General features: G+C 55.6%; 18 protein-coding genes and 1 pseudogene. 9 read left to right on the top strand and 10 right to left on the bottom strand.

Translation table 11 applies throughout. From position 1 onward, the window contains the following. Positions 1-269 precede the first annotated feature (269 nt). From ACUTQ5_RS11885 to ACUTQ5_RS11870, 4 genes are all read left to right on the top strand, one after another. On the top strand, positions 270-1607 hold the full coding sequence (locus ACUTQ5_RS11885; RefSeq protein ID WP_445651412.1) for an MFS transporter: 1338 nt from the start codon (positions 270-272) through the stop codon (positions 1605-1607). A 463-nt stretch (positions 1608-2070) separates the two neighbouring features. Then, positions 2071-3762: a urocanate hydratase gene (gene hutU / locus ACUTQ5_RS11880; RefSeq protein ID WP_129934279.1), complete on the top strand. Its 1692-nt coding sequence runs from the start codon at positions 2071-2073 to the stop codon at positions 3760-3762. Then, entirely contained in the window at positions 3759-5294 is a 1536-nt protein-coding gene (gene hutH / locus ACUTQ5_RS11875; RefSeq protein WP_445651411.1) for a histidine ammonia-lyase, read from the top strand. Before hutU ends, hutH begins: the two co-directional genes overlap by 4 nt. Positions 5295-5394: 100 nt before the next feature. After that, complete coding sequence (locus tag ACUTQ5_RS11870; RefSeq protein ID WP_445651410.1) at positions 5395-6789, top strand: amino acid permease; 1395 nt, start codon at positions 5395-5397, stop codon at positions 6787-6789. A gap of 46 nt (positions 6790-6835) precedes the next feature. Here the strand turns inward: ACUTQ5_RS11870 and ACUTQ5_RS11865 are convergent, their stop codons facing one another. The 8 genes and pseudogenes from ACUTQ5_RS11865 to ACUTQ5_RS11830 form a co-directional block, all read right to left on the bottom strand. Next, on the bottom strand, positions 6836-8026 hold the full coding sequence (locus ACUTQ5_RS11865) for a methionine gamma-lyase (RefSeq protein WP_445651409.1): 1191 nt from the start codon (positions 8024-8026) through the stop codon (positions 6836-6838). Positions 8027-8072: 46 nt separating this feature from the next. Next, positions 8073-8444: a hypothetical protein gene (locus ACUTQ5_RS11860; RefSeq protein ID WP_445651408.1), complete on the bottom strand. Its 372-nt coding sequence runs from the start codon at positions 8442-8444 to the stop codon at positions 8073-8075. 10 nt (positions 8445-8454) lie between these two features. Next, a complete protein-coding gene (locus ACUTQ5_RS11855; protein ID WP_445651407.1) occupies positions 8455-9645 on the bottom strand; it encodes an NAD(P)/FAD-dependent oxidoreductase in 1191 nt (396 codons plus the stop codon). 313 nt (positions 9646-9958) lie between these two features. Next, entirely contained in the window at positions 9959-11254 is a 1296-nt protein-coding gene (eno, locus tag ACUTQ5_RS11850; protein ID WP_445651406.1) for a phosphopyruvate hydratase, read from the bottom strand. A gap of 81 nt (positions 11255-11335) precedes the next feature. Then, positions 11336-12973, bottom strand: a complete 1638-nt coding sequence (gene pyrG, locus ACUTQ5_RS11845; protein WP_315290083.1) for a glutamine hydrolyzing CTP synthase — start codon at positions 12971-12973, stop codon at positions 11336-11338. 367 nt (positions 12974-13340) lie between these two features. Beyond that, positions 13341-14135 carry a nucleoside triphosphate pyrophosphohydrolase gene (gene mazG, locus ACUTQ5_RS11840; protein WP_445651405.1) on the bottom strand — a complete coding sequence of 265 codons (795 nt, stop codon included), beginning with the start codon at positions 14133-14135 and terminating at the stop codon, positions 13341-13343. 173 nt (positions 14136-14308) lie between these two features. After that, positions 14309-16540 (bottom strand): GTP diphosphokinase, encoded by a 2232-nt coding sequence (gene relA, locus ACUTQ5_RS11835; RefSeq protein WP_445651404.1) that lies wholly within the window; start codon positions 16538-16540, stop codon positions 14309-14311. Between the two features lie 9 nt (positions 16541-16549). Next, positions 16550-16990, bottom strand: a pseudogene (locus ACUTQ5_RS11830) (hypothetical protein); the annotation flags it as partial. 80 nt (positions 16991-17070) lie between these two features. On the opposite strand from ACUTQ5_RS11830, the gene barA reads away from it, so the two are divergent. Further along, positions 17071-19791, top strand: coding sequence for a two-component sensor histidine kinase BarA (gene barA, locus ACUTQ5_RS11825; RefSeq protein ID WP_445651403.1), 2721 nt, complete (start codon positions 17071-17073; stop codon positions 19789-19791). 59 nt (positions 19792-19850) lie between these two features. Here the strand turns inward: barA and degP are convergent, their stop codons facing one another. Together degP and dgt are read right to left on the bottom strand one after the other, a co-directional pair. Then, complete coding sequence (gene degP / locus ACUTQ5_RS11820; RefSeq protein WP_445651402.1) at positions 19851-21281, bottom strand: serine endoprotease DegP; 1431 nt, start codon at positions 21279-21281, stop codon at positions 19851-19853. 192 nt (positions 21282-21473) lie between these two features. Then, positions 21474-22991: a dGTPase gene (gene dgt / locus ACUTQ5_RS11815; protein ID WP_445651401.1), complete on the bottom strand. Its 1518-nt coding sequence runs from the start codon at positions 22989-22991 to the stop codon at positions 21474-21476. 129 nt (positions 22992-23120) lie between these two features. On the opposite strand from dgt, the gene mtnN reads away from it, so the two are divergent. The 4 genes from mtnN to ACUTQ5_RS11795 all read left to right on the top strand — a co-directional run bounded on the left by mtnN (position 23121) and on the right by ACUTQ5_RS11795 (position 25721). Then, complete coding sequence (mtnN, locus tag ACUTQ5_RS11810; RefSeq protein ID WP_445651400.1) at positions 23121-23822, top strand: 5'-methylthioadenosine/S-adenosylhomocysteine nucleosidase; 702 nt, start codon at positions 23121-23123, stop codon at positions 23820-23822. Between the two features lies 1 nt (position 23823). After that, positions 23824-24630 (top strand): vitamin B12 ABC transporter substrate-binding protein BtuF, encoded by an 807-nt coding sequence (gene btuF, locus ACUTQ5_RS11805; RefSeq protein ID WP_445651399.1) that lies wholly within the window; start codon positions 23824-23826, stop codon positions 24628-24630. Then, positions 24630-25244, top strand: coding sequence for a TRIC cation channel family protein (locus ACUTQ5_RS11800; RefSeq protein WP_445651398.1), 615 nt, complete (start codon positions 24630-24632; stop codon positions 25242-25244). Before btuF ends, ACUTQ5_RS11800 begins: the two co-directional genes overlap by 1 nt. Positions 25245-25472: 228 nt before the next feature. Further along, a complete protein-coding gene (locus ACUTQ5_RS11795; RefSeq protein ID WP_445651397.1) occupies positions 25473-25721 on the top strand; it encodes a hypothetical protein in 249 nt (82 codons plus the stop codon). Positions 25722-25754 lie beyond the last annotated feature (33 nt).

The raw sequence follows: 25754 nt of genomic DNA, 5'->3' as shown, positions 1-25754 counted from the left end.
ACCAAACAGGCGAAATTGTATTAAATTTTATCCGCCGTGCTGCTACCAGCTTATCTCACCGGCTATCGACTTCATTTAATTCACTTACTGTGCAATCTCCTGCCGCTGACAATGTAATCCGCTCCGCAAAAACAACATTTAGATAACGTATAAGATAAATATATTTGACATAAACCGCTCATACGCAGATGTATATACAGGCAAGCACAAGTCGGACGCCAGTTCCGGCGGTTCATTCATCACAATCACATCTGCGTTTAGAGGGTGCTATGGCTCATTCCACCGAATTGAATATTCAGCAGGCCATCGACGACAGCAAATTCTCGCTGTTTCACTGGACCTTGATCATTTTGGGATTCCTGATCCTGGCCATTGATGGCTTTGACACTGCAGCCATGGGGTATATCGCCCCTTCGGTCGCCAAAGACTGGGGCATTGTAAAACAGGATCTCGGTCCGGTACTGAGCGCCGCCCTGTTGGGCCTGTCACTCGGTGCGCTGGTTGCCGGGCCAATCTCCGATCGTATCGGTCGCAAACGGGTATTGGTGTTTTCATGCCTGTTCTTCGGTCTTTCGAGTCTGGCCACCGCCTATGCCGACTCGCTCAATAGCCTGACGCTGTGGCGTTTTCTCACCGGTCTAGGGCTGGGAGCGGCAATGCCGAACGCCATCACGCTGATTTCCGAATATGCACCGCAGCGCTGCCGTTCATTGGCAATTAACACCATGTACTGTGGTTTCCCTCTGGGTGCCGCAGGCGGCGGAGCGATTTCGTCATGGCTTATCCCGGCCTATGGCTGGCACAGCGTGCTGTTGCTGGGAGCGATCGCTCCGCTGGTGTTGACGGTGTTGTTGATCCTGTTTCTTCCGGAATCGGTGAAGTACATGGTTAACCGCGGCAAAGACGCGATCAAAATCAAACGCATTGCCCAGCGTTTTGTCAGCCAGGACCTGGACAAGGTAACGCGCTTCTATCTGTACGAAGAGAAATTGGCCCAGTCAAAAACCAGCGTCGGCCTGTTGTTCACCCGGCCTTATCTGACCGGTACGCTGATGCTGTGGCTGACCTATTTTATGGGGCTGGTGATTTATTACGTGTTGCTGAGCTGGATGCCCATTCTGATGCAGGGGCTGGGCTATCAATTGGAGCAGTCGGCGATCCTGACCTCGCTGTTCACCTTCGGTGGAACCCTTGGCATTCTGGTAGCCGGCTGGCTGATGGACCGCTGGAACGCCCACAAGGTGGTGTCGAGCGGCTTTGTCATTACCGCACTGCTGATCGTGGCGATGGCCACCGAGGACAGCCATATCGTGCTGCTGGGCACCTTTATCTTCCTGATGGGGATTACCATGAACGGTGCGCAGTCCGGCCTGCAAACGCTGGCGGCGACCTTTTACCCAACCCATAGTCGCGCAACCGGCATTGCCTGGATGCAGGGCATCGGTCGCTTTGGTGGCGTGGCGGGAACCATGATGGGGGCGCAACTGCTGGCCATGCAGTGGGAAGTGCAGAGTATTTTGATGTTCCTGTGCGTGCCGGCGTTGATCGCCGCTATCGCCACGGTATTCAAAATGACCCGTCGAGCGGTGTTACAGCCTGCAGCATAAGGTTGTATACCCACCATACCACGTAATTATCACTGAAGTAGTCCCCCTATTCCCTTGGGAGAGGGGACTACTTCAGCTAAACTTTATCTATGATGTGCCCGCCTTCTGGCGGGCGTTTTGCTTCCAGCGATACGACTTTTTTATCACAGCCCCTAACTTGTAATAGGTATGTGAATTTATTGTGATTTGACGCGCAAAATTGACCCATTTTTAATTCATTTTTGTCGAATAGCTCACTGTTCTCCCCTGCCCAGCTAATGACCTCAACGTCCGATTAAATATCATCACATTGATTATTAACAAAAATAACTTTCTCTTATGCCATTTTCGTCCTCCACTGGTCGGTGTTGCATATGCTTGTACATACAAGTATATGTTAATAAACCCTACGCATTGTTATGGCGTGGTGATTTACCCCACCGCGTTATGGGATTCTGCACCAATACTGTTTGAGGAAAATGCTGTGACTGCAAATAACAAAGTTCGCAATGTCGAAGTACGCGCGCCACGCGGCACAAAATTAAATGCAAAAAGCTGGCTGACCGAAGCGCCGTTGCGCATGCTGATGAACAACCTCGATCCTGAAGTGGCGGAGAACCCGCATGAGCTGGTGGTATACGGCGGTATCGGCCGCGCCGCGCGTGACTGGGATTGCTACGACAAAATTGTCGCCACCCTGAAAACCCTGGAAGACGACGAAACCCTGCTGGTGCAGTCCGGCAAGCCGGTCGGGGTTTTCAAAACCCACAGCAACGCGCCACGCGTACTGATCGCCAACTCCAACCTGGTGCCACACTGGGCAACCTGGGAACACTTTAACGAACTCGACGCCAAAGGCCTGGCCATGTACGGCCAGATGACCGCCGGCAGCTGGATTTACATCGGTAGCCAGGGCATCGTCCAGGGCACCTACGAAACCTTCGTGGAAGCGGGTCGCCAGCATTATGACGGCAGCCTGCAGGGCCGCTGGGTACTGACCGCCGGTCTGGGTGGCATGGGTGGCGCGCAGCCGCTGGCTGCCACGCTGGCAGGCGCTTGCTCGCTGAACATCGAATGCCAGCAGAGCCGTATCGATTTCCGCCTGAAAACCCGCTATGTCGATGAACAAGCGGTGGATCTGGACGACGCACTCGCCCGCATCAAGAAATACACCGCCGAAGGCAAAGCCATCTCCATCGCCCTGTGCGGTAACGCGGCGGACGTTCTACCGGAGTTGGTACGCCGCGGTGTGCGCCCAGACATGGTCACCGACCAGACCAGCGCCCACGACCCGCTGAACGGCTACCTGCCTAAAGGTTGGAGCTGGGAAGAATACCGTCAGCGTGCGCTGACCGAACCCGCTCAGGTAGTGATCGCCGCCAAACAGTCAATGGCCGAACACGTCGAAGCCATGCTGGCGTTCCAGAAAATGGGCGTGCCAACCTTCGACTACGGCAACAACATTCGTCAGATGGCGAAAGAAATGGGCGTCAGCAATGCCTTTGACTTCCCAGGCTTCGTACCGGCCTATATCCGCCCTCTGTTCTGCCGCGGTGTTGGCCCGTTCCGCTGGGCCGCGCTGTCTGGCGATCCGCAAGACATCTACAAAACCGACGCCATGGTTAAAGAGCTGATCCCGGATGACGAACATCTGCACCGCTGGCTGGATATGGCACGCGAGCGCATCAGCTTCCAGGGTCTGCCGGCACGTATCTGCTGGGTCGGCCTGGGCCAGCGCGCCAAACTGGGTCTGGCGTTCAACGAAATGGTGCGTAGCGGCGAGCTGTCCGCACCTATCGTCATCGGCCGTGACCATCTGGACTCCGGCTCGGTCGCCAGCCCGAACCGTGAAACCGAATCAATGAAAGACGGCTCAGACGCCGTGTCCGACTGGCCGCTGCTCAACGCCCTGCTCAACACTGCCAGCGGCGCGACCTGGGTTTCCCTGCACCACGGCGGCGGCGTCGGCATGGGCTTCTCCCAGCACTCCGGTATGGTTATCGTTTGTGACGGCACCGATGAAGCCGCAGAACGCATCGCCCGCGTATTGCATAACGACCCGGCCACCGGCGTAATGCGTCACGCCGATGCCGGTTACGACATCGCCATTGAATGCGCCCGCGAGCAAGGTTTGAACCTGCCGATGGTGGCTGCGACTCAAGGAGACAAAGCATGAAAGCGCTGACTATCCGCCCTGGCCAACTGACGCTGGCGCAACTGCGTGAAATTTATCAACACCCGGTCACCCTGACTCTGGACGACAATGCCTACGCAGATATCCAGAAAAGCGTTGCCTGCGTTGAGCGTATCGTTGAGGAAAACCGTACCACCTACGGTATCAACACCGGTTTCGGCCTGCTAGCCTCCACCCGCATCGCCCGCGAAGATCTGGAAGACCTGCAGCGTTCTATCGTGCTGTCACATGCCGCCGGCGTCGGTGCCCCCACCGACGACAATCTGGTGCGCCTGATTATGGTGCTGAAAATCAACAGCCTGTCACGCGGCTTCTCCGGCATCCGCCTGGAAGTGATCCAGGCGCTGATGGCGCTGGTCAACGCCGAAGTCTATCCGCATATCCCGCTGAAAGGCTCCGTGGGTGCCTCCGGCGACTTGGCACCGCTGGCACACATGAGTCTGGTGTTGTTGGGTGAAGGCAAGGCCCGTTATCGGGGTGAATGGCTGCCTGCCACCGAAGCGCTAGCCAAAGCGGGCCTGAAGCCGCTGACGCTGGCGGCCAAAGAAGGCCTGGCACTGCTGAACGGCACCCAGGTTTCCGCCGCCTTTGCCCTGCGCGGTTTGTTTGACGTAGAAGACCTGTACGCTGCAGCAACGGTCACCGGTAGCCTGACGGTGGAAGCCGCTCTGGGCTCACGCAGCCCGTTTGATGCGCGCATTCATGCCGTGCGCGGTCAACGTGGTCAGATTGACGCCGCCGCCGCTTACCGCCATCTGCTGGGCGAGCGCAGTGAAGTGTCCGATTCACACCGCAACTGTGAAAAAGTGCAAGATCCCTACTCCCTGCGCTGCCAGCCACAGGTGATGGGTGCCTGCCTGACGCAGATTCGCCAGGCCGCCGAAGTACTGGAAATTGAAGCCAACGCGGTGTCCGACAACCCACTGGTCTTTGCTGAACAGGGCGACGTGCTGTCCGGCGGCAACTTCCACGCCGAACCGGTCGCCATGGCCGCCGACAATCTGGCGCTGGCGTTTGCCGAAATCGGTTCACTGTCCGAACGCCGCATCTCGCTGATGATGGATAAACACATGTCGCAGCTGCCACCTTTCCTGGTGGACAACGGCGGCGTGAACTCCGGCTTTATGATTGCCCAGGTGACCGCCGCGGCACTGACCAGCGAAAACAAGGCGCTGGCGCACCCGGCCAGTGTCGACAGCATTCCAACCTCCGCCAACCAGGAAGATCACGTTTCCATGGCACCGGCCGCCGGTCGTCGCCTGTGGGAAATGGCGGATAACGTTCGCGGCATTCTGGCCGTCGAGTGGCTGGCTGCCTGCCAGGGGCTGGATCTGCGTAAAGGGCTGAAAACCACCGAAAGCCTGGAGCAGGCCCGTCACACACTGCGCGAGCAAGTCAGTTACTACGATAAGGATCGTTTCTTCGCCCCCGACATTGAAGCCGCCAGCCTGCTGTTGGCGGCCGGTCACCTGACCTCGCTAATGCCTGCAGCACTGCTGCCTAGCCAGGCATAAATAACACCTACCACGCAGTTTGTTCTGTCCCACCGGGCGCTATCCGCCCGGTGCGGATAGCGCGTGCCTGTTCTGCCGTAAAAACTTGACGGGAAGCAACATGCATAACGAAACACTACAACTCAGACGCGGATTAAACGCGCGACATATCCGCTTTATGGCACTCGGATCCGCCATCGGCACAGGGCTGTTCTACGGCTCCGCCGGAGCGATCCAACTGGCTGGTCCTGCGGTGCTGCTGGCCTATCTGGTGGGCGGCGCGGCGGTCTTTATGGTCATGCGCGCGCTGGGAGAAATGGCGGTACATCAGCCGGTTTCCGGTTCGTTCGGCCACTACGCCAGTCACTATCTTGGCCCGCTGGCCGGTTTCCTCACCGGCTGGACCTATACCTTCGAAATGGTGATTGTCGCCCTGGCGGACGTGACCGCCTTCGGCATCTATATGGGGCTGTGGTTCCCGGACGTCGCCCAATGGGTGTGGGTACTCAGTATTATCATGTTTATCGGCGCGCTCAATCTGTGCAGCGTGAAAGTGTTCGGCGAAATGGAGTTCTGGCTGTCGCTGATCAAGGTTGCCGCCATTGTGGCGATGATCGTCGGCGGTGCGGCCGTGATGCTGTTTGGTTTTGGCCAGACTCAGCACGCCACTGGCATCAGCAATCTGTGGGCGCACGGCGGCTTTATGCCTAATGGCATCGGCGGCGTGATCGCTTCATTGGCGGTGGTGATGTTCGCCTTTGGCGGCATTGAAATCATCGGCATTACCGCCAGCGAGGCACAAGACCCCGCGAAAGTGCTGCCGAAGGCGATCAATGCCGTACCGATCCGCATTTTGCTGTTTTATGTGCTGACGCTGCTGGTGCTGATGGCTATCTATCCGTGGAACAGCATCGGCCAGAATGGCAGCCCCTTTGTTGAGATCTTCAGCAATCTGGGCATCAGCTCGGCCGCCAACGTACTGAACGTGGTGGTGATCACCGCCGCCATTTCCGCCATTAACAGCGACATCTTTGGCGCAGGCCGCATGATGTACGGCATGGCGCAGGATGGTCAGGCACCGAAAAGCTTCTCCAAACTGACCTCCAGTGGCGTGCCCTGGATGACGGTGTTGGTGATGTCGGTCGCCCTGCTGCTCGGCGTGGTACTCAATTACCTGATCCCAAAACAGGTATTTATGATCATCGCCTCCATCGCCACTTTCGCCACCGTCTGGGTATGGCTGATGATCCTGCTTTCGCAGATTGCCATGCGCCGCACCCTGACACCACAGGAGGTCAGCAAGCTGAGTTTCCCGGTGCCGTGGTGGCCGGTCGCACCGGCGCTGGCAACGATATTTATGCTGTTCGTTATCGGCCTGCTCGGTTACTTCGAAGACAGTCGCATCGCTCTGTACGTCGGGCTGGTGTGGGTGACCTTCCTTACCCTGGCTTACTGGGTGTGGGTGCGCAAAAAAGGCGGGGGTTCACCTGTCACTACTGCGACACAAAACACCTAACTGTCTGATGTCATCATGATGAAACCCGCTGATGTGGGTTTCATCATTAGAGCAGTACTAAGGCTTGGCGGATGTCCGCCTGAAGATCATTAAGATCTTCCAGCCCAGCGGACAAACGTATCAGTCCATCGCTGATATGATGGCGCTGCCGCTCCTCAGGGCTGTAGGCCGAGTGGGTCATGCTGGCGGGATGCTGCGCCAGCGACTCACAATCCCCCAGGCTAACCGCGCGCAAGATCAAACGCAGCGCATTGAGGAAGCGGATCCCCGCAGCCATACCGCCTTTGAGTTCAAACGCCAGCATGCCGCCCGGGCGCGCCATTTGCCGCTGCGCCAACCCATATTGAGGGAAATCTTCCAGACCAGGATAATAGACACGTTCTACCGCCGAATGTTGGGCCAGCATTTCCGCCAGTCGTTGAGCATTGTCGCAGTGGCGCTCCATACGTAACGGCAAGGTTTTCAGGCCACGCAGTAACAGTGCGGCATCCTGCGCTGACAACACCGCCCCATTCATGTCCTTCAGCCCGACCAAACGAATGTCCTGCGCCAGATCCCGACGCGTTACCGCCAGCCCGGCCAGCAGGTCACCGTGTCCGCCGATGTATTTGGTGGCGGAATGCACCACAATGTCGGCCCCCAATTCCAGCGGTCGTTGCAGATACGGCGTGCAATAGGTGTTATCCACCAACAGCAGCGCCCCCTGACGGTGGGCAATCTCGGCCACTGCTGCAATATCGACCAGGCGCATATTCGGGTTGGCCGGCGTTTCGCAATACACCAGCCGGGTACGCGGGCCGATCGCCGCCGCCAACCGCTCCGGCCGGGTCAGGTCAACGTGGGTAATTTTCACGCCGTAGCGCGCCAGCCCATGATGAAAATAGCTGAAGGTGCAGCCATAAATTGTCTCATCGACGATCAGCTCATCTCCCGGACTGAGCAGCGTCCAGCAGCAGGCGGTAATCGCGCCCATGCCGGAGGCAAACGCCACAGCCGCCTCTCCACCCTCCAGATCGGCAATTCGCTGTTCCAGCAGATTGACCGTTGGATTGGCAATACGCGAATAAAAATAACCTGACTCAGTACCGGCAAAACAGGCACCGCCGTATTCCGCCGTCGGGAAGGTAAAGGTCGAACTCATAAACACCGGTGGGCAGAGCGCTCCCAGATATTGCTGGGGATCGTAGCCATGGTGGATCGCACGTGTGGCAAAACCGTGCCGAAATGTGGCAGACATGACAACTCCTTTCCTGAGTGAGTGAAAGCAATTCCAATGATTTCGCTTAAACGTCCGGCGGTAGCGCGCTGCTGCGTACCCGCTGGCCGATGATTTGCAGGGTGCGCAGTACCAGCATCAGACCCAGCAAAGTATCCGGCTGCCGCAACAAGGCATACAGCGAGCGAAAATTAGCGGGCGAGGGATCTGACTGCAGCTCAGTGTGTGCCATCTTCAGCGCCATTCCCCCTTCCCAGCCTGCCGTCACCAAGCCTTCAAACACCCCGGACAATTTTTCCACCAGCGCGTTATCGGCGATATCCACCAGGTCCGACAGCAGTGACAATAAATCGACCACGTTATCGAGCCGCCCACCGGCCAGCAATGGCTGCAACTTGTCGAGCAAGGGTGCCAGGGATGCTTGTTCAGATGCGTTCATAAACCCTCCGTTAAATCAGCCCGCGTACCGTCGCCCAATAGAGCCCGCGATTAAAACCGTTGCGCAGCATGCCGCCCACCTTGGTTGACGGCGTCGGCAATACATCATGGCGATAGTCGTAAACCAGCGGCATACCGGCCTGCAGCCCCATTTGGGCGATCGCCTGCACCTTGCCGTCGTAGTGGCTGACGGTCTGGCCCAGTCGCAGTTCAGCCACGATATTGTCGGCGATCACCGGAGCCTGATTGTGGCAAGAGCCGCCGGCCTTGCTGACCGGCAGATCCACCGTATCGCCAATGACGTAAATTCCTTGCTGGCCATAGACCTGCAGCGTCTGATGGTCGGTCGGCAGCCAGCCTTCACCATTGTTGCCCTCACTAAGGCCGGTATTGCGCACTGCCTCTACGGCGCGGATCGGCGGCGTGGCCATCAGGATATCGAACGGCTGTTCCTCTCCCTCAGCGGAGTAGGCGATTTTCTGCTGTGCATCGACCCGGCTGAGGGTAAACCCACGCTGGTGGCGAATATCACGCGCCGCAAAGATGCCCGGCAAGGCTTCGGCCGTCGGGCGTTGCAAAAACAGGCAGTTGCGCAGCAACTGCGAGACGCTGGGATAGGTATAAACAATTTCAACCGCCTTACGTACCCCGCGCCGACGCAGGTAATCATCGAGCATCAAGGTAGTTTCTATCGGGGCAATGCCGCACTGATGTGGCACGTTAGGAGTTTCGGGGAAGGAGACGGTAATAAAGATTCGGCCTTTTTCTATGGTTGCCAGCTTTTGGGCCAGCTGCCGGGCGGCCTGATATTGGTAAAAATGATCGCCCGCCTGCGCCAACCCGTCGATACGATCCGGCCAAGGCACACAGCCAGTGGCAAACACCAGAAAATCATAGGGGTAATGTTTACCACTTTGGCAGTGAATGACCCTTTGGGATAAATCGAATCGCTCGGCTTTATCGACAATAAATTTTATTTCCGGGCGCAGCAGACTTTGCTGAGAGCGGGTTAATTCCTGTTGGAAAAAAGCGTTAAAGGCAACGTACATAAATGCCGGTTTATAATAGTGGGCCGGAGAATCAGAAATCATTAATAACTCAACTTTATTATTCAAGATCTCCCGGTGTAATTTCGCCGCCAGTAAATTGGCCAAAATGGTGCCGCCGGTACCACCGCCGACAATCACAATCCTGTTTATCATCAAGCCCTCGCCCAGCCGGCCAGTGGGCCGGCAGCCATGTTATGGGAAACGAACTGAGGCAGGACGACGGGGGATAAGTACTCTGCCTTACTGGCAGTCTAGTAACTAAAAGATATAAAGCAATTCAAAAATGAATTTATAATTAGGATTTTTATTATTACAATTAAATTATAGAGTTAAATCTCACAAATAATAAATTAATAACCCACTAATAAATAACACACTATAACTGACTGTAATTATAGTTCAATGAATAATTCCCATAAAAAAACCCGCCGCAGCGGGTTTTTATTTAACACGAATCAAGCCGTTATTACTGACCTTTAACTTCTTTCAGGCCATTGAACGGTGCGCGTGAACCCAGCGCTTCTTCGATACGGATCAGTTGGTTGTATTTGGCAACGCGGTCAGAACGGCTCATGGAACCGGTTTTGATCTGGCCAGCCGCAGTACCTACCGCGAGGTCTGCGATAGTTGCGTCTTCGGTTTCACCTGAACGGTGAGAGATCACCGCGGTGTAGCCTGCGTCTTTCGCCATCTTGATAGCAGCCAGAGTTTCGGTCAGAGAACCGATCTGGTTGAATTTGATCAGGATGGAGTTAGCGATGCCTTTCTCGATGCCTTCTTTCAGGATCTTGGTGTTGGTAACGAACAGGTCATCGCCCACCAGCTGGATTTTGCCGCCCAGCACTTTGGTCTGGTATGCGAAACCATCCCAGTCAGATTCGTCCAGACCATCTTCGATGGACACGATTGGGTACTGTTTGGTCAGGTCTTCCAGGAAGTGAGTGAACTCTTCAGAAGTGAAGGCTTTGTTGCCTTCGCCGGCCAGTACGTATTTACCGTCTTTGTAGAACTCGGAAGCCGCACAGTCCATGGCCAGGGTCACGTCTTTGCCAAGCGTGTAGCCTGCTGCTTTTACCGCTTCAGCGATAACCGCCAGCGCTTCAGCGTTGGAACCCAGGTTTGGTGCATAGCCGCCTTCATCACCAACAGCCGTGTTCAGGCCTTTGGCCTTCAGCACTTTGGCCAGGTGATGGAAAACTTCAGAACCGATGCGGACGGCTTCTTTCAGGGATTTAGCGCCAACCGGCTGAATCATAAATTCCTGAATATCGACGTTGTTGTCAGCGTGCTCGCCGCCGTTGATGATGTTCATCATAGGCAGTGGAATAGAGAATTTGCCTGGGGTGCCGTTCAGCTCAGCGATGTGCTCATACAGCGGCATACCTTTGGAAGCCGCAGCCGCTTTGGCAGCAGCCAGAGAAACCGCCAGAATGGCGTTAGCGCCGAACTGGGATTTGTTTTCGGTGCCGTCCAGGTCGATCATGATCTTGTCGATGTTAGCCTGGTCTTTGGCATCTTTACCCAGTACTGCCTGAGCAATCGGGCCATTTACTGCAGCAACGGCTTTCAGTACGCCTTTACCCAGGAAACGAGATTTGTCACCGTCACGCAGTTCCAGTGCTTCACGGGAACCGGTAGAAGCACCTGACGGCGCAGCAGCCAGACCTACGAAACCGCCTTCCAGATGCACTTCGGCTTCAACAGTCGGGTTACCGCGGGAGTCGATGATTTCACGACCGATGACTTTAACGATTTTGGACATTAGGTTTTCCTCAGTACAAGTTAAACTAAAACTCCAGACAAACAGCGCGCGGTTCTCACCGCGCGCCGCCTACCAAATATTTTATTTCACCTGGCGCTTCTGATACTCACCAGCGGCCTTCACAAAGCCGGCGAACAACGGATGACCATCACGCGGCGTCGAAGTAAATTCCGGGTGGAACTGACAAGCTACAAACCACGGGTGATTCGGCAGTTCGATAATCTCAACCAGCTTGTTGTCTGCGGAACGGCCGGCAACACGCAGCCCGGCGGCTTCGATCTGCTTCAACAGCATGTTGTTAACTTCATAACGGTGACGATGACGTTCAACAATGGTCGGTTCGCCGTACATCTGACGCACCAGGCTATTGTCGGTCAGGTGGCATTGCTGACCACCGACACGCATCGTGCCACCCAAATCGCTTTCTTCAGTACGCACTTCGACGTTACCGTCTTCGTCACGCCACTCGGTGATCAACGCCACCACCGGGTACTTACAGTCTGGTACAAACTCGGTAGAGTTGGCGTTCTCCATGCCCACCACGTTGCGGGCGAACTCCATCAGTGCCACCTGCATCCCCAGGCAGATGCCCAGGTAAGGGATGTTATTCTCACGCGCATAACGCGCGGTCATCACCTTGCCTTCCACACCACGGTAACCGAAGCCGCCTGGGATCAGGATTGCATCCAGACCTTTCAGCACTTCTACGCCGCGGGTTTCCACATCCTGCGAGTCGATCAGCTTAATGTTCACGGTCAGACGATTTTTCAGGCCGCCGTGTTTCAAGGCTTCAATCACCGACTTATAGGCATCCGGCAGTTCGACATATTTTCCGACCATACCGATGGTCACTTCGCCGCCCGGATTGGCTTCTTCGTAAATCACCTGCTCCCATTCAGCCAGGTTGGCTTCCGGCGCATTGAGGCTGAATCGTTTACAAATATAATCATCAAGCCCCTGAGATTTCAAGAGGCCTGGGATTTTATAAATAGAATCAACGTCTTTCAGGGAGATAACCGCTTTTTCCGGCACGTTACAGAAAAGTGCGATTTTTGCACGTTCGTTAGCAGGAACGGCCCGATCGGAACGGCAAATCAGCACATCAGGCTGAATACCGATGGAAAGCAGCTCTTTTACGGAATGCTGGGTAGGTTTGGTTTTTACTTCACCGGCAGCGGCCAGGTACGGCACCAGCGTCAGGTGCATGTACAGGGTGTGCTCACGGCCCACTTCCACGGCCATCTGGCGGATGGCTTCCAGGAACGGCAGCGATTCGATATCGCCGACGGTACCGCCGATCTCAACCAACACCACGTCGTGGCCTTCGCCGCCTTCGAGGATGCGCTCTTTGATCGCGTTGGTGATGTGCGGGATGACCTGTACGGTTGCGCCCAGATAGTCGCCACGGCGTTCTTTACGCAGAACGTCGGAGTAAATGCGACCGGTGGTGAAGTTGTTGCGGCGCGACATTTTGGTGCGGATGTAGCGCTCGTAGTGACCCAAATCCAGATCGGTTTCTGCGCCGTCTTCGGTGACGAAAACTTCCCCATGCTGAATCGGGCTCATGGTGCCCGGATCCACGTTGATGTACGGGTCCAGTTTCATGATGGTAACGTTGAGGCCACGGGCTTCAAGAATAGCCGCCAGAGAGGCTGCGGCAATGCCTTTACCCAGAGAGGATACGACCCCGCCGGTCACAAAAATATAATTAGTTGTCATGCTGAACCTGAGAGTTTAGGTTTAAAGACGATGGAAGAACCAAGACGGGAAAGTAGTATACCCGAACCTCTCCAGACCTACAAACGATCGTTTTACTGTCCATCATCTCTGTCACCATCAAGGGTTCATCAGGGTTTACTCTATCGGCCTGCCAGAGCCTGTCTTTTTAAAACAATGAGTTAGCACAGAAAAATTTATTTTCCCGCCCTTTCGAGACAATAAAACGCCTTAGATTTCAGTTTGTTGGCGTTTTGCTGTCGGTAAGCCACGGTTCAGCAAACTATGACCCTGAGCTTAACCGTTTCAGCTTAGGTGAACCTTGTCGCCGATCAACATTGCGACAATCATAGGACAGCACTGCTACCGATTAGTTTTCCTGGCGTTTAACCTGTTGCCACGCCTCTTCCATCTGCTCCAGCGTGGCTTCCCCCATTTGCAACCCGCGCTGTTTGACGATCTCTTCCACTTGACGGAAACGGCGCTCGAACTTGCGATTGGCGGCCTGTAGCGCGTTTTCTGCTTTATGGCCAAGATGGCGTGATAAATTCACCGTGGCGAACAGCAGATCGCCGATTTCCTCTTCCAGTTTCTGTTCGTCGACTACCGCCTGCTGCGCTTCATGCATCACTTCGTCGATCTCTTCGTACACCTTGTCCAGCACCGGGCCCAACGTATGCCAGTCAAAACCGACCGAAGCGCAGCGTTTCTGAATCTTGTGCGCCTTCATCAGCGCCGGCAGCGCCTGAGGAATGTCATCCAGCGCAGAATGCAGCGCTTTCTCTGCACGCTCACCGGCCTTCAACTGCTCCCAGCGGGCCGCAACGGCCTCGCTGTCGGCAGCCTCGGCTTCCCCGAAAATGTGCGGATGACGACGTTCCAGCTTGTCGCTGATGGCGTTACACACCTCGTCGAAGTCAAACAGCCCCTGCTCCTGGCCCATCTGGGCGTAGAACACCACCTGGAATAGCAGGTCCCCCAGTTCGTCACGCAGATCGCCGTAGTCCTGACGTTCGATAGCGTCCAGTACCTCGTAGGTTTCTTCCAGCGTGTAAGGGGCGATGGTGGCGAAGGTTTGTTTGCGGTCCCATGGGCAACCGACCTGCGGATCGCGCAGCGTTTTCATAATCTTCAGCAAGCGGTGTAACGAAGTGGGTTCAGTCATAAAAAATCTCTGAAAAATGGGGGCTCATTTTTGTGTCCGTCCTGGTGAATCCCCAATGGATTTCGAGTCGCATCTAAGCGGCAAGAACGTAAATCCCCAGGAGCTTAGTAAACTAAGTGACTGGGGTGCGCGTTCGCAGCCAACAACGATGCGGCTCGAAAGACGAAGGGGATTTAGCTGCCATGCAGGCGTTTGGCGTCTATCACATCCGGCAGTTGATTGAGCTTGGCCAATACCCGGCCCAGCACCTGCTGGTTGTAGATTTCAATATCCATATCTATGGTTGCCAACTGCTTTTTGGTGTCGCTGCGGCTGGCGACGCCCAGCACGTTGACCTTTTCGTTGGCCAAAATGGTAGTGATGTCACGCAGCAGGCCGCTGCGATCGTTGGCCATCACGCGCACCACCAGCGAGTAACCGCTGGAATAGCTTTCGCCCCACACCGCATCCACGATACGTTCCGGCGCGTGCGATTGCAGATCCACCAGTTGGTCACAGTCTGCCCGGTGGATAGAGATACCGCGGCCCTGGGTGATAAAGCCGATAATGTCGTCGCCCGGGATCGGCTGGCAGCAGCGGGCAATGTGGTGCATCAGGTTGCCTACCCCTTCCACCACCACCCGGCCGTTGTCCTTGCTGCGAGTTGCCGGCGGCGCTTTGTGCTGAACCAATTGGCGCAACGCTTCGCGATCCTGTTCCTCGGCGCTAGGTTTGTTGAACTTGCCCTGTAGGAAGTTCACCATCTGATTGAGACGGATATCCCCACCGCCAATCGCCGCCAGGATCTCATCCAGCGAATTCATGTTGTAACGCGGGATCAGTAGCTTCTCGGCCTCTTTCAGGCTGATACCGAGGTGCTCCAGCTCGTTGTCCAGCATCTGGCGACCTGCCAGGATGTTCTTGTCCCGATCCTGCTTGCGGAACCAGTTGTGGATCTTGGAACGCCCACGGCTGGTGGTGACATAGCCCAGGTTTGGGTTCAACCAGTCGCGGCTCGGGTTCGGCTGCTTCTGGGTGATAATTTCAATCTGATCGCCCATCCGCAGCTGGTAGGTGAAGGGCACGATGCGGCCGCCAATTTTTGCGCCAATGCAGCGGTGGCCGACGTCACTGTGAATATGGTAGGCAAAGTCGAGCGGCGTAGAGCCTGCCGGCAGATCCACCACGTCACCTTTCGGGGTAAACACATAAACCCGATCGTCGAATACCTGGCTGCGAACCTCGTCGAGCATCTCGCCGGAGTCTGCCATTTCTTCCTGCCAGGCGATCAGTTTGCGCAGCCAGGCGATACGTTCTTCGTAGCCGGAACGTACCGTCGCAACCGCGCCCTCTTTGTATTTCCAGTGCGCGGCTACGCCCAGTTCGGCATCTTCGTGCATCTGGCGGGTGCGGATCTGGATTTCCAGCGTTTTGCCGCGTGGCCCCAGAACCACGGTGTGGATCGACTGATAGCCGTTGGGTTTCGGGTTGGCGACATAGTCATCGAACTCATCCGGCAAATGACGAAAGTGAGTATGCACAATCCCCAATGCCGCATAGCAATCCTGCAAGCGCTCCACCACCACGCGTACCGCACGTACATCAAAAAGTTCGTCAAACGCCAGCGCCTTCTTCTGCATCTTGCGCCAGATGCTGTAGATATGTTTTGGGCGACCGTAAATGTCCGCCTTGATGCCCTCGTCGCCCATAGCCCCGCGCAATGTCGCGACGAAATCATCGATAAACTGTTCGCGATCGATGCGGCGTTCATGCAGCAGCTTGGCAATGCGTTTGTATTCGTCCGGGTGCAGGTAGCGGAAGCAGAAATCTTCCAGCTCCCATTTCAGTTGCCCGATACCAAGACGATTGGCCAGTGGTGCATAGATATTCGAACACTCTTTGGCCGCCAGTACCCGTTCGTCTTCCGGCGCGTCTTTCACTTCACGCAGGTGGGCGATACGCTCCGCCAGCTTGATCACCACGCAGCGGAAATCCTCCACCATAGCCAACAGCATGCGGCGCACGTTGTCGACCTGTTCGGAGGCCATCGAATCGTTTTGGGTGGCTTTCAGTTGGCGGATGGCGTCCATATCGCGTACGCCATGTACCAGATAGGTGATGCCCTTGCCGAAGGCTTCGGTCAGGGTTTCTTCCTGTACGATACCGGCATCCACCAACGGGAACAGCAGCGCGGCGCGCATGCTGTCGTTGTCCATACTCAGGGTGGAGAGTATTTCAACCATTTCCAGCCCGCGCCACAGCAACAGCGACGAGTTGGGATGGTTCTGGGTATGTTGCTCACAGTAGCGCCAGGTTGCGGCTAATCGCTCACATGACTGCGGGTTAGGTAGCCCCAAGCTGGCTATCCACTCGTCGAGTGCAAATTCGCCAGCCGTGTTCAGATGTGCACTTCTTACCGCAACCATAACCTCTCCCTACTTTGCAGCGAACTCTGGCGCACCACCGTTAATCAACAGCGCCATTGACTCAAGATGCCCCGTATGCGGAAACCTGTCCAACATCCACACACGCGCAAGACGATAAGATAAGAAGCCAGCGTGACTCAGCCTATTCTTATGTGCATTATATTGCCCATTCGCTTCCGGTGTGGCAACACCTTCTCTACCTGCCACCGCAGCGGCACAGCGCGCCAACGGCGGGCTAAAATGCCCAGGGCCGCATAAAAGATCCAATACCCGATCATTGGGTTGAATCGCGAACCATTCAAGGGCAGGCGCCACCATTAACTGATTTAATAAGCTATTTATCTGAATAAAGTCACACCAACCAAAGTCTAAGCGTAGCCCGTCGCTCCGATAATACGGCGTTTCAGCGCACAGTTTTTCGAGGCGATCGCTGCCCGCTACCGAATAAAGAATTGCGCCATAGTTTGTCGATCGAGTGCCGGTTCATTTAAAGTAGAGGCTGTCCGGCAATTTTCCCACACTGGAACCCCATGACCAAATACAGCCTGCGGGCGCGCATGATGATCCTGATTCTGGCCCCAACGCTGTTGATTGGTCTGTTACTCAGCACCTTCTTTGTGGTGCATCGCTACAATGAATTACAGGAACAATTGGTTGATGCTGGGGCCAGCATTATCGAACCGCTGGCAGTGGCCAGCGAGTACGGTATGACGTTCCGCAGCCGCGAGTCGGTCAGACAATTGGTCAGTCTGTTACATCGTCGCCACTCGGACATCGTCCGTTCCATTACGGTGTTCGACGCGCAGAATAATCTGTTTGTCACCTCCAATTACCATCACAGCTTTACCCAGCTGCAGTTGCCGAAAGGGGTGCCTATCCCCACCGATCTGATGCTGACACGGCGTGGCAACTCACTGATCCTGCGTACCCCGATCCTGGCAGAGAGCCAGTATCCGGATCAAACCGCCAGCAGCGATCCTCAGCAGGACAACCGCCTGGGCTATGTGGCGATCGAGCTAGATCTGCAGTCGGTCCGTTTGCAGCAATACAAAGAGGTGTTTGTCTCTACCCTGCTGCTGTTGTTGTGCATGTGTATCGCCATTCTGTTTGCTTACCGCCTGATGCGCGACGTCACCGGCCCGATCCGCAATATGGTGAACACCGTTGACCGCATCCGCCGCGGTCAGCTCGACAGCCGCGTCGAAGGCTTTATGCTCGGCGAACTACACATGCTGAAAAACGGTATCAACTCGATGGCGATGTCGCTCACCGCCTACCACGAAGAAATGCAGCAAAATATCGATCAGGCGACCTCCGATCTGCGCGAAACGCTAGAGCAGATGGAGATCCAGAACGTCGAGCTGGACCTGGCGAAAAAACGCGCCCAGGAAGCGGCGCGTATCAAATCCGAATTCCTGGCGAACATGTCGCACGAACTGCGTACCCCGCTCAACGGCGTGATCGGCTTTACCCGCCAGATGCTGAAAACCGAAATGAGCGTCACCCAGACCGACTATCTGCAAACCATCGAGCGCTCGGCTAATAACCTGCTGACCATCATCAACGACGTGCTGGACTTCTCCAAGCTGGAGGCCGGCAAGCTGGTGCTGGAGCATATCCCATTCTCGCTGCGTGAAACGCTGGACGAGGTGATAGTGCTGCTGGCACCCAGCGCCCATGAGAAAGGACTGGAGCTGACGCTGGACGTGCATAACGACGTGCCGGAACAGGCGATTGGCGACTCCTTGCGGTTGCAACAGATCATAACCAACCTGTTGGGCAACGCGATCAAATTTACCGAAACCGGCAACATTGATATCCGCGTCGAGCTGCGTGGCCAGCAGGAACGCCAGATGGAGCTGGAAGTGCAAATCCATGACACCGGCATCGGTATCTCTGAACGGCAGCAGTCGCAGCTGTTCCAGGCGTTCCGCCAGGCGGATGCCAGTATTTCACGCCGTCACGGCGGAACCGGGCTGGGGCTGGTGATCACCCAAAAACTGGTGAAAGAGATGGGAGGCGATATCTGCTTCCACAGCCAGTTGAACCGGGGTTCGGCCTTCTGGTTCCATATCACCCTCGACCTGCATGAGGACATGCTGTCGCTGCCGTCAAACCTGCCGGATCTACAGGGCAAGACCCTGGGCTATATCGAAGCCAACCCGATGGCAGCGCAGGCAACGCTGAATATGCTGAGCGTCACCCATTTGGTAATCACCCATTCGCCAACGCTGGCCCAGTTACCGAAGAAAAATTACGACTTCCTGCTGGTGGGAGTACCGATCCCGTTCCGTGAGAATATGGCGCAGCACGAAAGCAAGCTGCTGGCGGCGTTGAAGATAGCCGACCGGGTGATTCTGGCGCTGCCCTCCCAGTCACAGATCAATGCCGAGCAGCTTAAACAGCAAGGTGCCGCCGGCTGCCTGATCAAACCGATCACCAGTAACCGTTTGTTCCCACTGCTGCGTATGGAAACACCGCTGCGCCTCGCCGCCGTGCCGGAACATAAACGCCTGCCGCTGACGGTGATGGCGGTCGACGATAACCCGGCCAACCTGAAGCTGATTGGCACTCTACTGGCCGAACAGGTGGAAAAGACCCTGCTGTGTGAGAGCGGAGAAGAAGCATTGCTGCTGGCGCGCGACAACGTGCTGGACTTGATCCTGATGGATATCCAGATGCCCAATATTGACGGCATTCGTACCAGCGAGTTGATTCGCCAACTGCCGCACCACAATTCGACGCCAATCGTTGCCGTCACCGCCCATGCCGTCAGTGGCGAACGTGAGCATTTGCTGCAGGCCGGGATGGATGACTATCTGGCCAAGCCGATTGACGAAGCGATGCTGACACGCGTTTTGGCGCGTTATTACAGCGACGAGCCGGAACCGGAAACGGCGGTCAATCAACCGCCGCTGTCGCTCGACTGGCCGTTGGCACTACGCCAGGCGGCAAACAAACCCGATCTGGCACATGATCTGCTGCAGATGCTGCTCGATTTCCTGCCGCAGGTCAGCGAGCGGGTGCAAGCGATACTGGACGGCATGCCGGATGACGGCATTCTCGATCTGATCCACAAACTGCACGGTAGTTGCAGCTACAGCGGCGTACCGCGTCTGAAACAGCTGTGTTTCTACCTTGAACAGCAATTGCGTCAGGGCGTCAACAACGAAGAGCTGGAGCCGGAATGGCTGGAACTGTTGGACGAGATTGAACTGGTCAGCCAGGCGGCTCGTGCTCATCTGGGCTGATACCGCACGCAGTAAAAAAGGCACGCCGAAGCGTACCTTTTTAGCCAGGGGCTGATTAATTACTGCATCAGCAGATACAACGTGGTATCGCCGCGCAGGATATTCAGCGCCAGTACCGACGGTTTGCTGTCGAGGATTTTACGCAGTTCGCCCAGATTCTGGATCGGATGCTGGTTAACTCCAAGGATAAAGTCGCCTTTTTTCAGGCCGATGCGTGCAGCGGCGCTGCCTGCCTTGACGTTATCCACCTTCACGCCTTTCTGAGCGCCAGCCTGACCATTGCTCAGTTCTGCGCCTTCAATACCGGTGTAGATATTGCCGGATTCAACCTGAGTCTGAGAACTCTGCTCCAGGGTAACGTCCACGGTGACAGGCTTGCCGTCGCGGATGATCCCCAGCGACATTTTGCTGCCTACCGGCAGAGTACCGATTTCCGCCCGGAGGGATGCAAAGCTGGAGATGGCTTTACCATTCATGGTAACAATCACGTCACCGGCCTTGATACCCGCTTTGGCGGCAGAAGATTTCGGCATGACCTGGCTGACAAAGGCCCCACGCTGCGCGTCCACTTTCATCGCTTTCGCCAGCTCAGAATTCAGCTCGGCCCCCATAATGCCCAATTCGCCGCGTTTCACCTGACCATACTCGACCATCTGCGTCGTCAGGTTTTTCACCATGTTGCTCGGGATGGCGAAACCGATACCGATGTTGCCGCCGTCCGGTGCCAAAATAGCGGTGTTAATGCCGATCAGTTCGCCGTTCAGGTTAACCAACGCGCCGCCGGAGTTACCGCGGTTAATCGCTGCATCGGTCTGGATAAAGTTCTCGTAATTTTCGATATTCAGCCCGCTACGACCCAGCGCAGAAACAATGCCTGAGGTAGCGGTCTCACCCAACCCGTACGGGTTACCTATAGCAACGGTGTAATCGCCTACGCGCAGTTGTTCGGAGTCCGCCATCTTGATCGCCGTCAGATTTTTAAAGTCTTTCAGCTGGATCAACGCGATATCGGAACGCGGATCCTTACCGATCACCTTGGCGTCAAATTTACGGCCATCGCTCAGTTGGACCTGAATTTTGTTGGCGTTCTCCACCACGTGGTTGTTGGTCACCACGTAGCCTTTCGCGGCATCAATCACCACCCCGGCACCCAGCGCCTGGAATTTCTGCTGAGTCCCCTGGCCTGGTGCACCCGGCCCGCCGCCCTGGCACATCGGCGAAGCCTGGAACGGCGAACCGTCCTGGCAGAACGGCGAATCTTCACCGAAGAACTGTTGGAACTGCGGCGGCATCTTTGCCGTGTTGACCGTGGTGCTACCTTCAACATTAATGCTCACCACGGAAGGCATCACTTTTTCCAGCATCGGTGCCAGGCTTGGCAATTGCTGAGTGCTGGAAGAAGCGGTTTCTGCGGCGCTGGCCGTCATCGGGCCCATCGCCATACCAATACTGAATGCCAATGCGCTCAGAACTAATGCGGTTTTTTTCATCTGTGTGTCTCTTATAAAAGTCGTTCAGAAAGTATTAGGGTCTTTGTGCATAATCAGAACCTATTAATACCGCTAAGTTCCAGCGCAGGTTATTGGTAATAGTAAACAAATATTGTCCGTCTTTACAAAACTCGAAATAGATCCTGCGCCGCCAGGCAAAATGCTTAAAATAATATTTATTAGCCGAATGAATTATTCAGCAGCCATTAATCGCCGATATTCGTCATAGGCATAAAGATCGGTCATGCCACTGATATAATCCTGCAGCAAACGCGCACGGAAATAATACTCGCGGATCGCCAACTGCTCGGATGACAGATGTTGCAGGCCTTCAATCGCTTCGATATAGGCCAACCGATGCTTGGTTGAAAGCTTATGAAACAGACGCGTTTCGATCGGATAGGCACGATGGCTGTCCTCCTGTACCAGCAAGGTAAAGTCCGCCAGCGGCATCGCCAACAGTGGACTGTAGATATCCAGCAGACCGCTGATGACCCGGTAGCCCTGCAGCTCAAGCTGCTCTACTTCCGGGTGATTGAACACGTGTTTAAACGCGACATTTTTGAAGATTTTCAGCAATTGATAAGCCGGGCTGGAGTCCTCCAGCAGCGCCTGATTAAAGTTCCCCTGATAAACCGCCTCTAGGTTATCAATAAAACGCTGCGCCGCATGCGGGACCAACCGCGCCACGGTAAACACCCTTAAATACATGAAGAACTGATCTTCGCTACTGCGCCGCGCGCCACCGCGATCGATCTTGCGAAAAGCGCTGGTCACGGTTTTATCAAACAAATCGCCCGACGTAACTTCGCCCCATTCCTGAGTTAAATGCTGATAAAGCTGCTCGACGGTGAAAATGTTTTTTTCCACCGCATCTTCCAAATCGGCCACGCAGTACGAAATATCATCAGCCGCTTCCATAATATAGGTCAATGGAAAGCGGTCGAACTCGCCCATATTCAGCTCGCGTCGCAGTCGATCGACAAACGCCTCTTCCGCCAGATAATAGCCCGGTTTTTTCATCAGGTAGTTATGGCTGGCAGGAAGAGCGCTGGCCCAATAGGCCGGGCGGGTATATTTCAGAATGCAGCCCACCTGTGCGTAGGTCAGATTAAGCTTCAGCAGGGTATGCACCAAGCGGATCGCCTGGGCATTGCCTTCAAAATGGCTGAGATCCTGACGGATACGACTGCGCAGGCGGTTAAGATCGCTCTCGCCTTCATGCAACCGCAGCGCACTGACCTGGCAGCGATCGTTGCTGGCCGGTTCACTGCCGCAGCTGGCGGGATCGAGACGCTGGGAAAACCAGTTGTTGATCGCCGACTCACCAAAGTGCCCGAAGGGCGGATTGCCGATGTCATGCATCAGACAGGCCATCTCGACAATACTCTCAAAGGGATCCAGCAGTTTGGTCAGGCCGAGTTCATCGACTCGCCCGTCTTGTTTAAAACGATTAAGGATCTCTTTGGCGATATGCCTTCCGACCTGTTGCACCTCCATCGAGTGCGTCAGGCGACTGCGAACCGCGGCATTGCGCTCGAGAGGAAACACCTGGGTTTTTTGCTGCAGACGGCGAATGGCGGCGGAATTGACTATACGTCCGCGATCGCTCTCGAACTGCCGGACAATGTCGTATTCTTCTCCGGCTTCAATTGGCTTGCTGAATGGCCGCTGGAAGCTGATTTTCTGCTTAAAGTCGATCCCGGACATCTGTTTCTCCGCCGTTGCACCCTGCCCCCGTGATAACAATTCCCGGCGGCATATGCAACGGATTATCTCTCTATGAGAGCCATGATAGACTATGGCGAAATTCCCACAGCCAATCAGTGAGTGTTATTTATGAAAGTAGGCATCATCGGCGCAATGGAGCAGGAAGTCACCCTGCTGCGCGATCAAATTGAAAACCGTCATACCCTTCAACGCGCGGGCTGTGAAATCTATACCGGCCAAATCGGTGGCGTTGACGTGGCGCTGCTCAAATCCGGCATCGGTAAGGTTTCTGCCGCCATGGGCACCACCCTGCTGCTGGAACACTGCAAGCCGGACCTGGTGATCAATACCGGTTCCGCCGGTGGCCTGGCCAGCACGCTGAAAGTCGGTGATATTGTGGTTTCAGAAGAAGTGCGTTACCACGATGCCGACGTGACCGCCTTTGGTTACGAGCCAGGCCAGATGGCCGGCTGTCCTGCCGCGTTTGTGGCAGACGACACGCTGATTGCTCTGGCGGAAGACTGCATAAAACAGTTGGGCCTGAACGCAGTGCGCGGTCTGATCTGCAGCGGTGATGCTTTCATTAATGGTGCAGAGCCACTGGCACGCATCCGCGCTACCTTCCCAAGCGTGGCGGCGGTGGAAATGGAAGCGGCAGCAGTCGGGCATGTCTGCCACCTGTTCGGGACGCCGTTTGTGGTAGTGCGCGCTATCTCTGACGTTGCCGACAGCGAATCGCACATGAGTTTTGAAGAGTTCCTTACCGTGGCGGCCAAGCAATCTACGCTGATGGTCAACGCCATGCTGCAGACACTGGCTAAGCGCGGTTGATGTGACTCGACGCTTTTCAGCCCTATTGTGGCTGCTGGCATTAGGAATATTGCTGCCTGCCGGCGCCGCCCAACGGGTGATCAGCCTGGCACCCAACACCACCGAGCTTGCCTATGCTGCCGGCATGGGCGACACCCTGCTGGCAGTGAGCGCTTATTCCGACTATCCCCCGGCTGCCAGAAAGCTGGAGCAAGTCGCCTCTTGGCAAGGCATCAACCTGGAGCGGGTGCTGGCGCTGAAGCCGGATCTGATCCTGGCCTGGCGCGGCGGCAATCCACAACGGGTGCTCGATCAGATCGCCGCTTTTGGGATCCCGATCTTTTATGCCGATGCCACCACCATCGATGACATCGCGCAGCGGCTGGACGACCTGGCACAATACAGCCCGCATCCTGAGCAAGCGCACCAGGCAGCGAAGGCGATCCGTCAGCAAATTGCCGCGCTGAAAGCAAAATATCCCCATAGCCAGCCGCGGCGGGTGTTGCTGCAATTCGGCACCCAGCCGCTGTTCACCAGTTCCGGAGCCACCTTGCAAAGCCAGGTGCTGTCACTGTGTGGCGCTGAGAACATCTTTGCCGACAGCCGCATGCCGTGGCCGCAAATCAGCCGCGAACAGGTACTGGCCCGCCAACCGCAGGCCATCGTCATTACCGGTGACCAAAAAGAAATCGCCAGCGTGAAAGCCTTCTGGGCGCCGCAACTGCAGGTGCCGGTACTTGCAGTGAATGGCGACTGGTTCAACCGTGCCGGCCCGCGCATCATGCTGGCGGCGCAGCAACTGTGCAGCCAACTGGTGGAGATTCATTAATGCTGGTGTTTTGGCTGGATATTCTCGGCACTGCGGTTTTCGCTATCTCTGGAGTATTGCTGGCGGGCAAGCTACGGATGGATCCGTTCGGCGTACTGGTGCTGGGTGTGGTCACGGCGGTCGGCGGCGGTACCATCCGTGATATGGCATTAGCCAACGGGCCGGTATTTTGGGTGAAGGATCCCACCGATCTGGTGGTCGCGATGATCACCTGCGTGCTGACGCTGCTGCTGGTTCGCCAGCCACGCCGTCTGCCCAAGTGGCTCTTGCCGGTACTGGATGCCGTTGGGCTGGCAGTATTTGTCGGCATCGGGGTCAATAAAGCCTTTGCTGCCGACGCCAGTCCGCTGGTGGCAATCTGCATGGGAGTGATCACCGGGGTGGGTGGCGGTATTATCCGCGACGTGCTGGCGCGAGAAATTCCGATGATCCTGAGAACTGAAATTTACGCCACCGCCTGCATCATCGGCGGCATCGTGCATGCTACGGCCTATGCGACCTTCGGTATGCCGCTGCAACAGGCAATGATGCTAGGCATGGGCATCACGCTGGCGATCCGCCTGGCTGCCATTCGCTGGCACCTGAAACTACCCGCCTTTATCCTCGAACGCTAACGCCTCCGCCTGTCTCTACGGGCGGAGTCTTATCTGCTCGTCACATTTCAAAACAGAATTTTCAACTAATTAATGAGTAAAGTGTTATTATCAACGACTGAAAAAACTAGGGAAAACAATGTAATAAACTTTTTAACCCCAAGTTAATTATTATCCCGCCCTGTTAAATCTTATTAATTTTTTGCCGATAAGCCATTATGTGATTGCTTACGGATGGCTATTCCCTAAATGATGAAAAACATTCTCTTTTTATTCAGTGTAATACTGTTCAGTCCCTTCGTTTACGCCGGTGCCACCAGCGGACAAATCGGTGTCAGCCTGACTATTACCCCAAAGTGCAGCGTGCATATCGATGACTCAGTGCCTCAGGTAAAGTGCAGTGGTACGGCCAATAGTCAACCTAAAGTCACCCGCAGCCGGTTGCTGGCCGAAGGTGAAAATGAGCCTCACCAGGAACTGGTCACCGTCGAATGGTAACGATAAAAAACCCGCGAACCGGTGAGGTTGGCG

Source organism: Serratia sp. NA_112.1, assembly GCF_052691715.1.
The sequence above is the reverse complement of the archived record's forward strand: the minus strand, read 5'-3'. Positions and strand labels throughout refer to the sequence as shown.

What these genes read in the sequence shown, in the direction of transcription:
- mazG (WP_445651405.1), bottom strand. Translation starts at nt 14,135, where the DNA reads ATGACTGAACCCACTTCGTTACACCGCTTGCTGAAGATTATGAAAACG.
- barA (WP_445651403.1), top strand. Translation starts at nt 17,071, where the DNA reads ATGACCAAATACAGCCTGCGGGCGCGCATGATGATCCTGATTCTGGCC.
- degP (WP_445651402.1), bottom strand. Translation starts at nt 21,281, where the DNA reads ATGAAAAAAACCGCATTAGTTCTGAGCGCATTGGCATTCAGTATTGGT.
- eno (WP_445651406.1), bottom strand. Translation starts at nt 11,254, where the DNA reads ATGTCCAAAATCGTTAAAGTCATCGGTCGTGAAATCATCGACTCCCGC.
- relA (WP_445651404.1), bottom strand. Translation starts at nt 16,540, where the DNA reads ATGGTTGCGGTAAGAAGTGCACATCTGAACACGGCTGGCGAATTTGCA.
- mtnN (WP_445651400.1), top strand. Translation starts at nt 23,121, where the DNA reads ATGAAAGTAGGCATCATCGGCGCAATGGAGCAGGAAGTCACCCTGCTG.
- ACUTQ5_RS11795 (WP_445651397.1), top strand. Translation starts at nt 25,473, where the DNA reads ATGATGAAAAACATTCTCTTTTTATTCAGTGTAATACTGTTCAGTCCC.
- ACUTQ5_RS11800 (WP_445651398.1), top strand. Translation starts at nt 24,630, where the DNA reads ATGCTGGTGTTTTGGCTGGATATTCTCGGCACTGCGGTTTTCGCTATC.
- ACUTQ5_RS11855 (WP_445651407.1), bottom strand. Translation starts at nt 9,645, where the DNA reads ATGATAAACAGGATTGTGATTGTCGGCGGTGGTACCGGCGGCACCATT.
- ACUTQ5_RS11885 (WP_445651412.1), top strand. Translation starts at nt 270, where the DNA reads ATGGCTCATTCCACCGAATTGAATATTCAGCAGGCCATCGACGACAGC.
- dgt (WP_445651401.1), bottom strand. Translation starts at nt 22,991, where the DNA reads ATGTCCGGGATCGACTTTAAGCAGAAAATCAGCTTCCAGCGGCCATTC.
- pyrG (WP_315290083.1), bottom strand. Translation starts at nt 12,973, where the DNA reads ATGACAACTAATTATATTTTTGTGACCGGCGGGGTCGTATCCTCTCTG.
- hutH (WP_445651411.1), top strand. Translation starts at nt 3,759, where the DNA reads ATGAAAGCGCTGACTATCCGCCCTGGCCAACTGACGCTGGCGCAACTG.
- ACUTQ5_RS11865 (WP_445651409.1), bottom strand. Translation starts at nt 8,026, where the DNA reads ATGTCTGCCACATTTCGGCACGGTTTTGCCACACGTGCGATCCACCAT.
- ACUTQ5_RS11860 (WP_445651408.1), bottom strand. Translation starts at nt 8,444, where the DNA reads ATGAACGCATCTGAACAAGCATCCCTGGCACCCTTGCTCGACAAGTTG.
- ACUTQ5_RS11870 (WP_445651410.1), top strand. Translation starts at nt 5,395, where the DNA reads ATGCATAACGAAACACTACAACTCAGACGCGGATTAAACGCGCGACAT.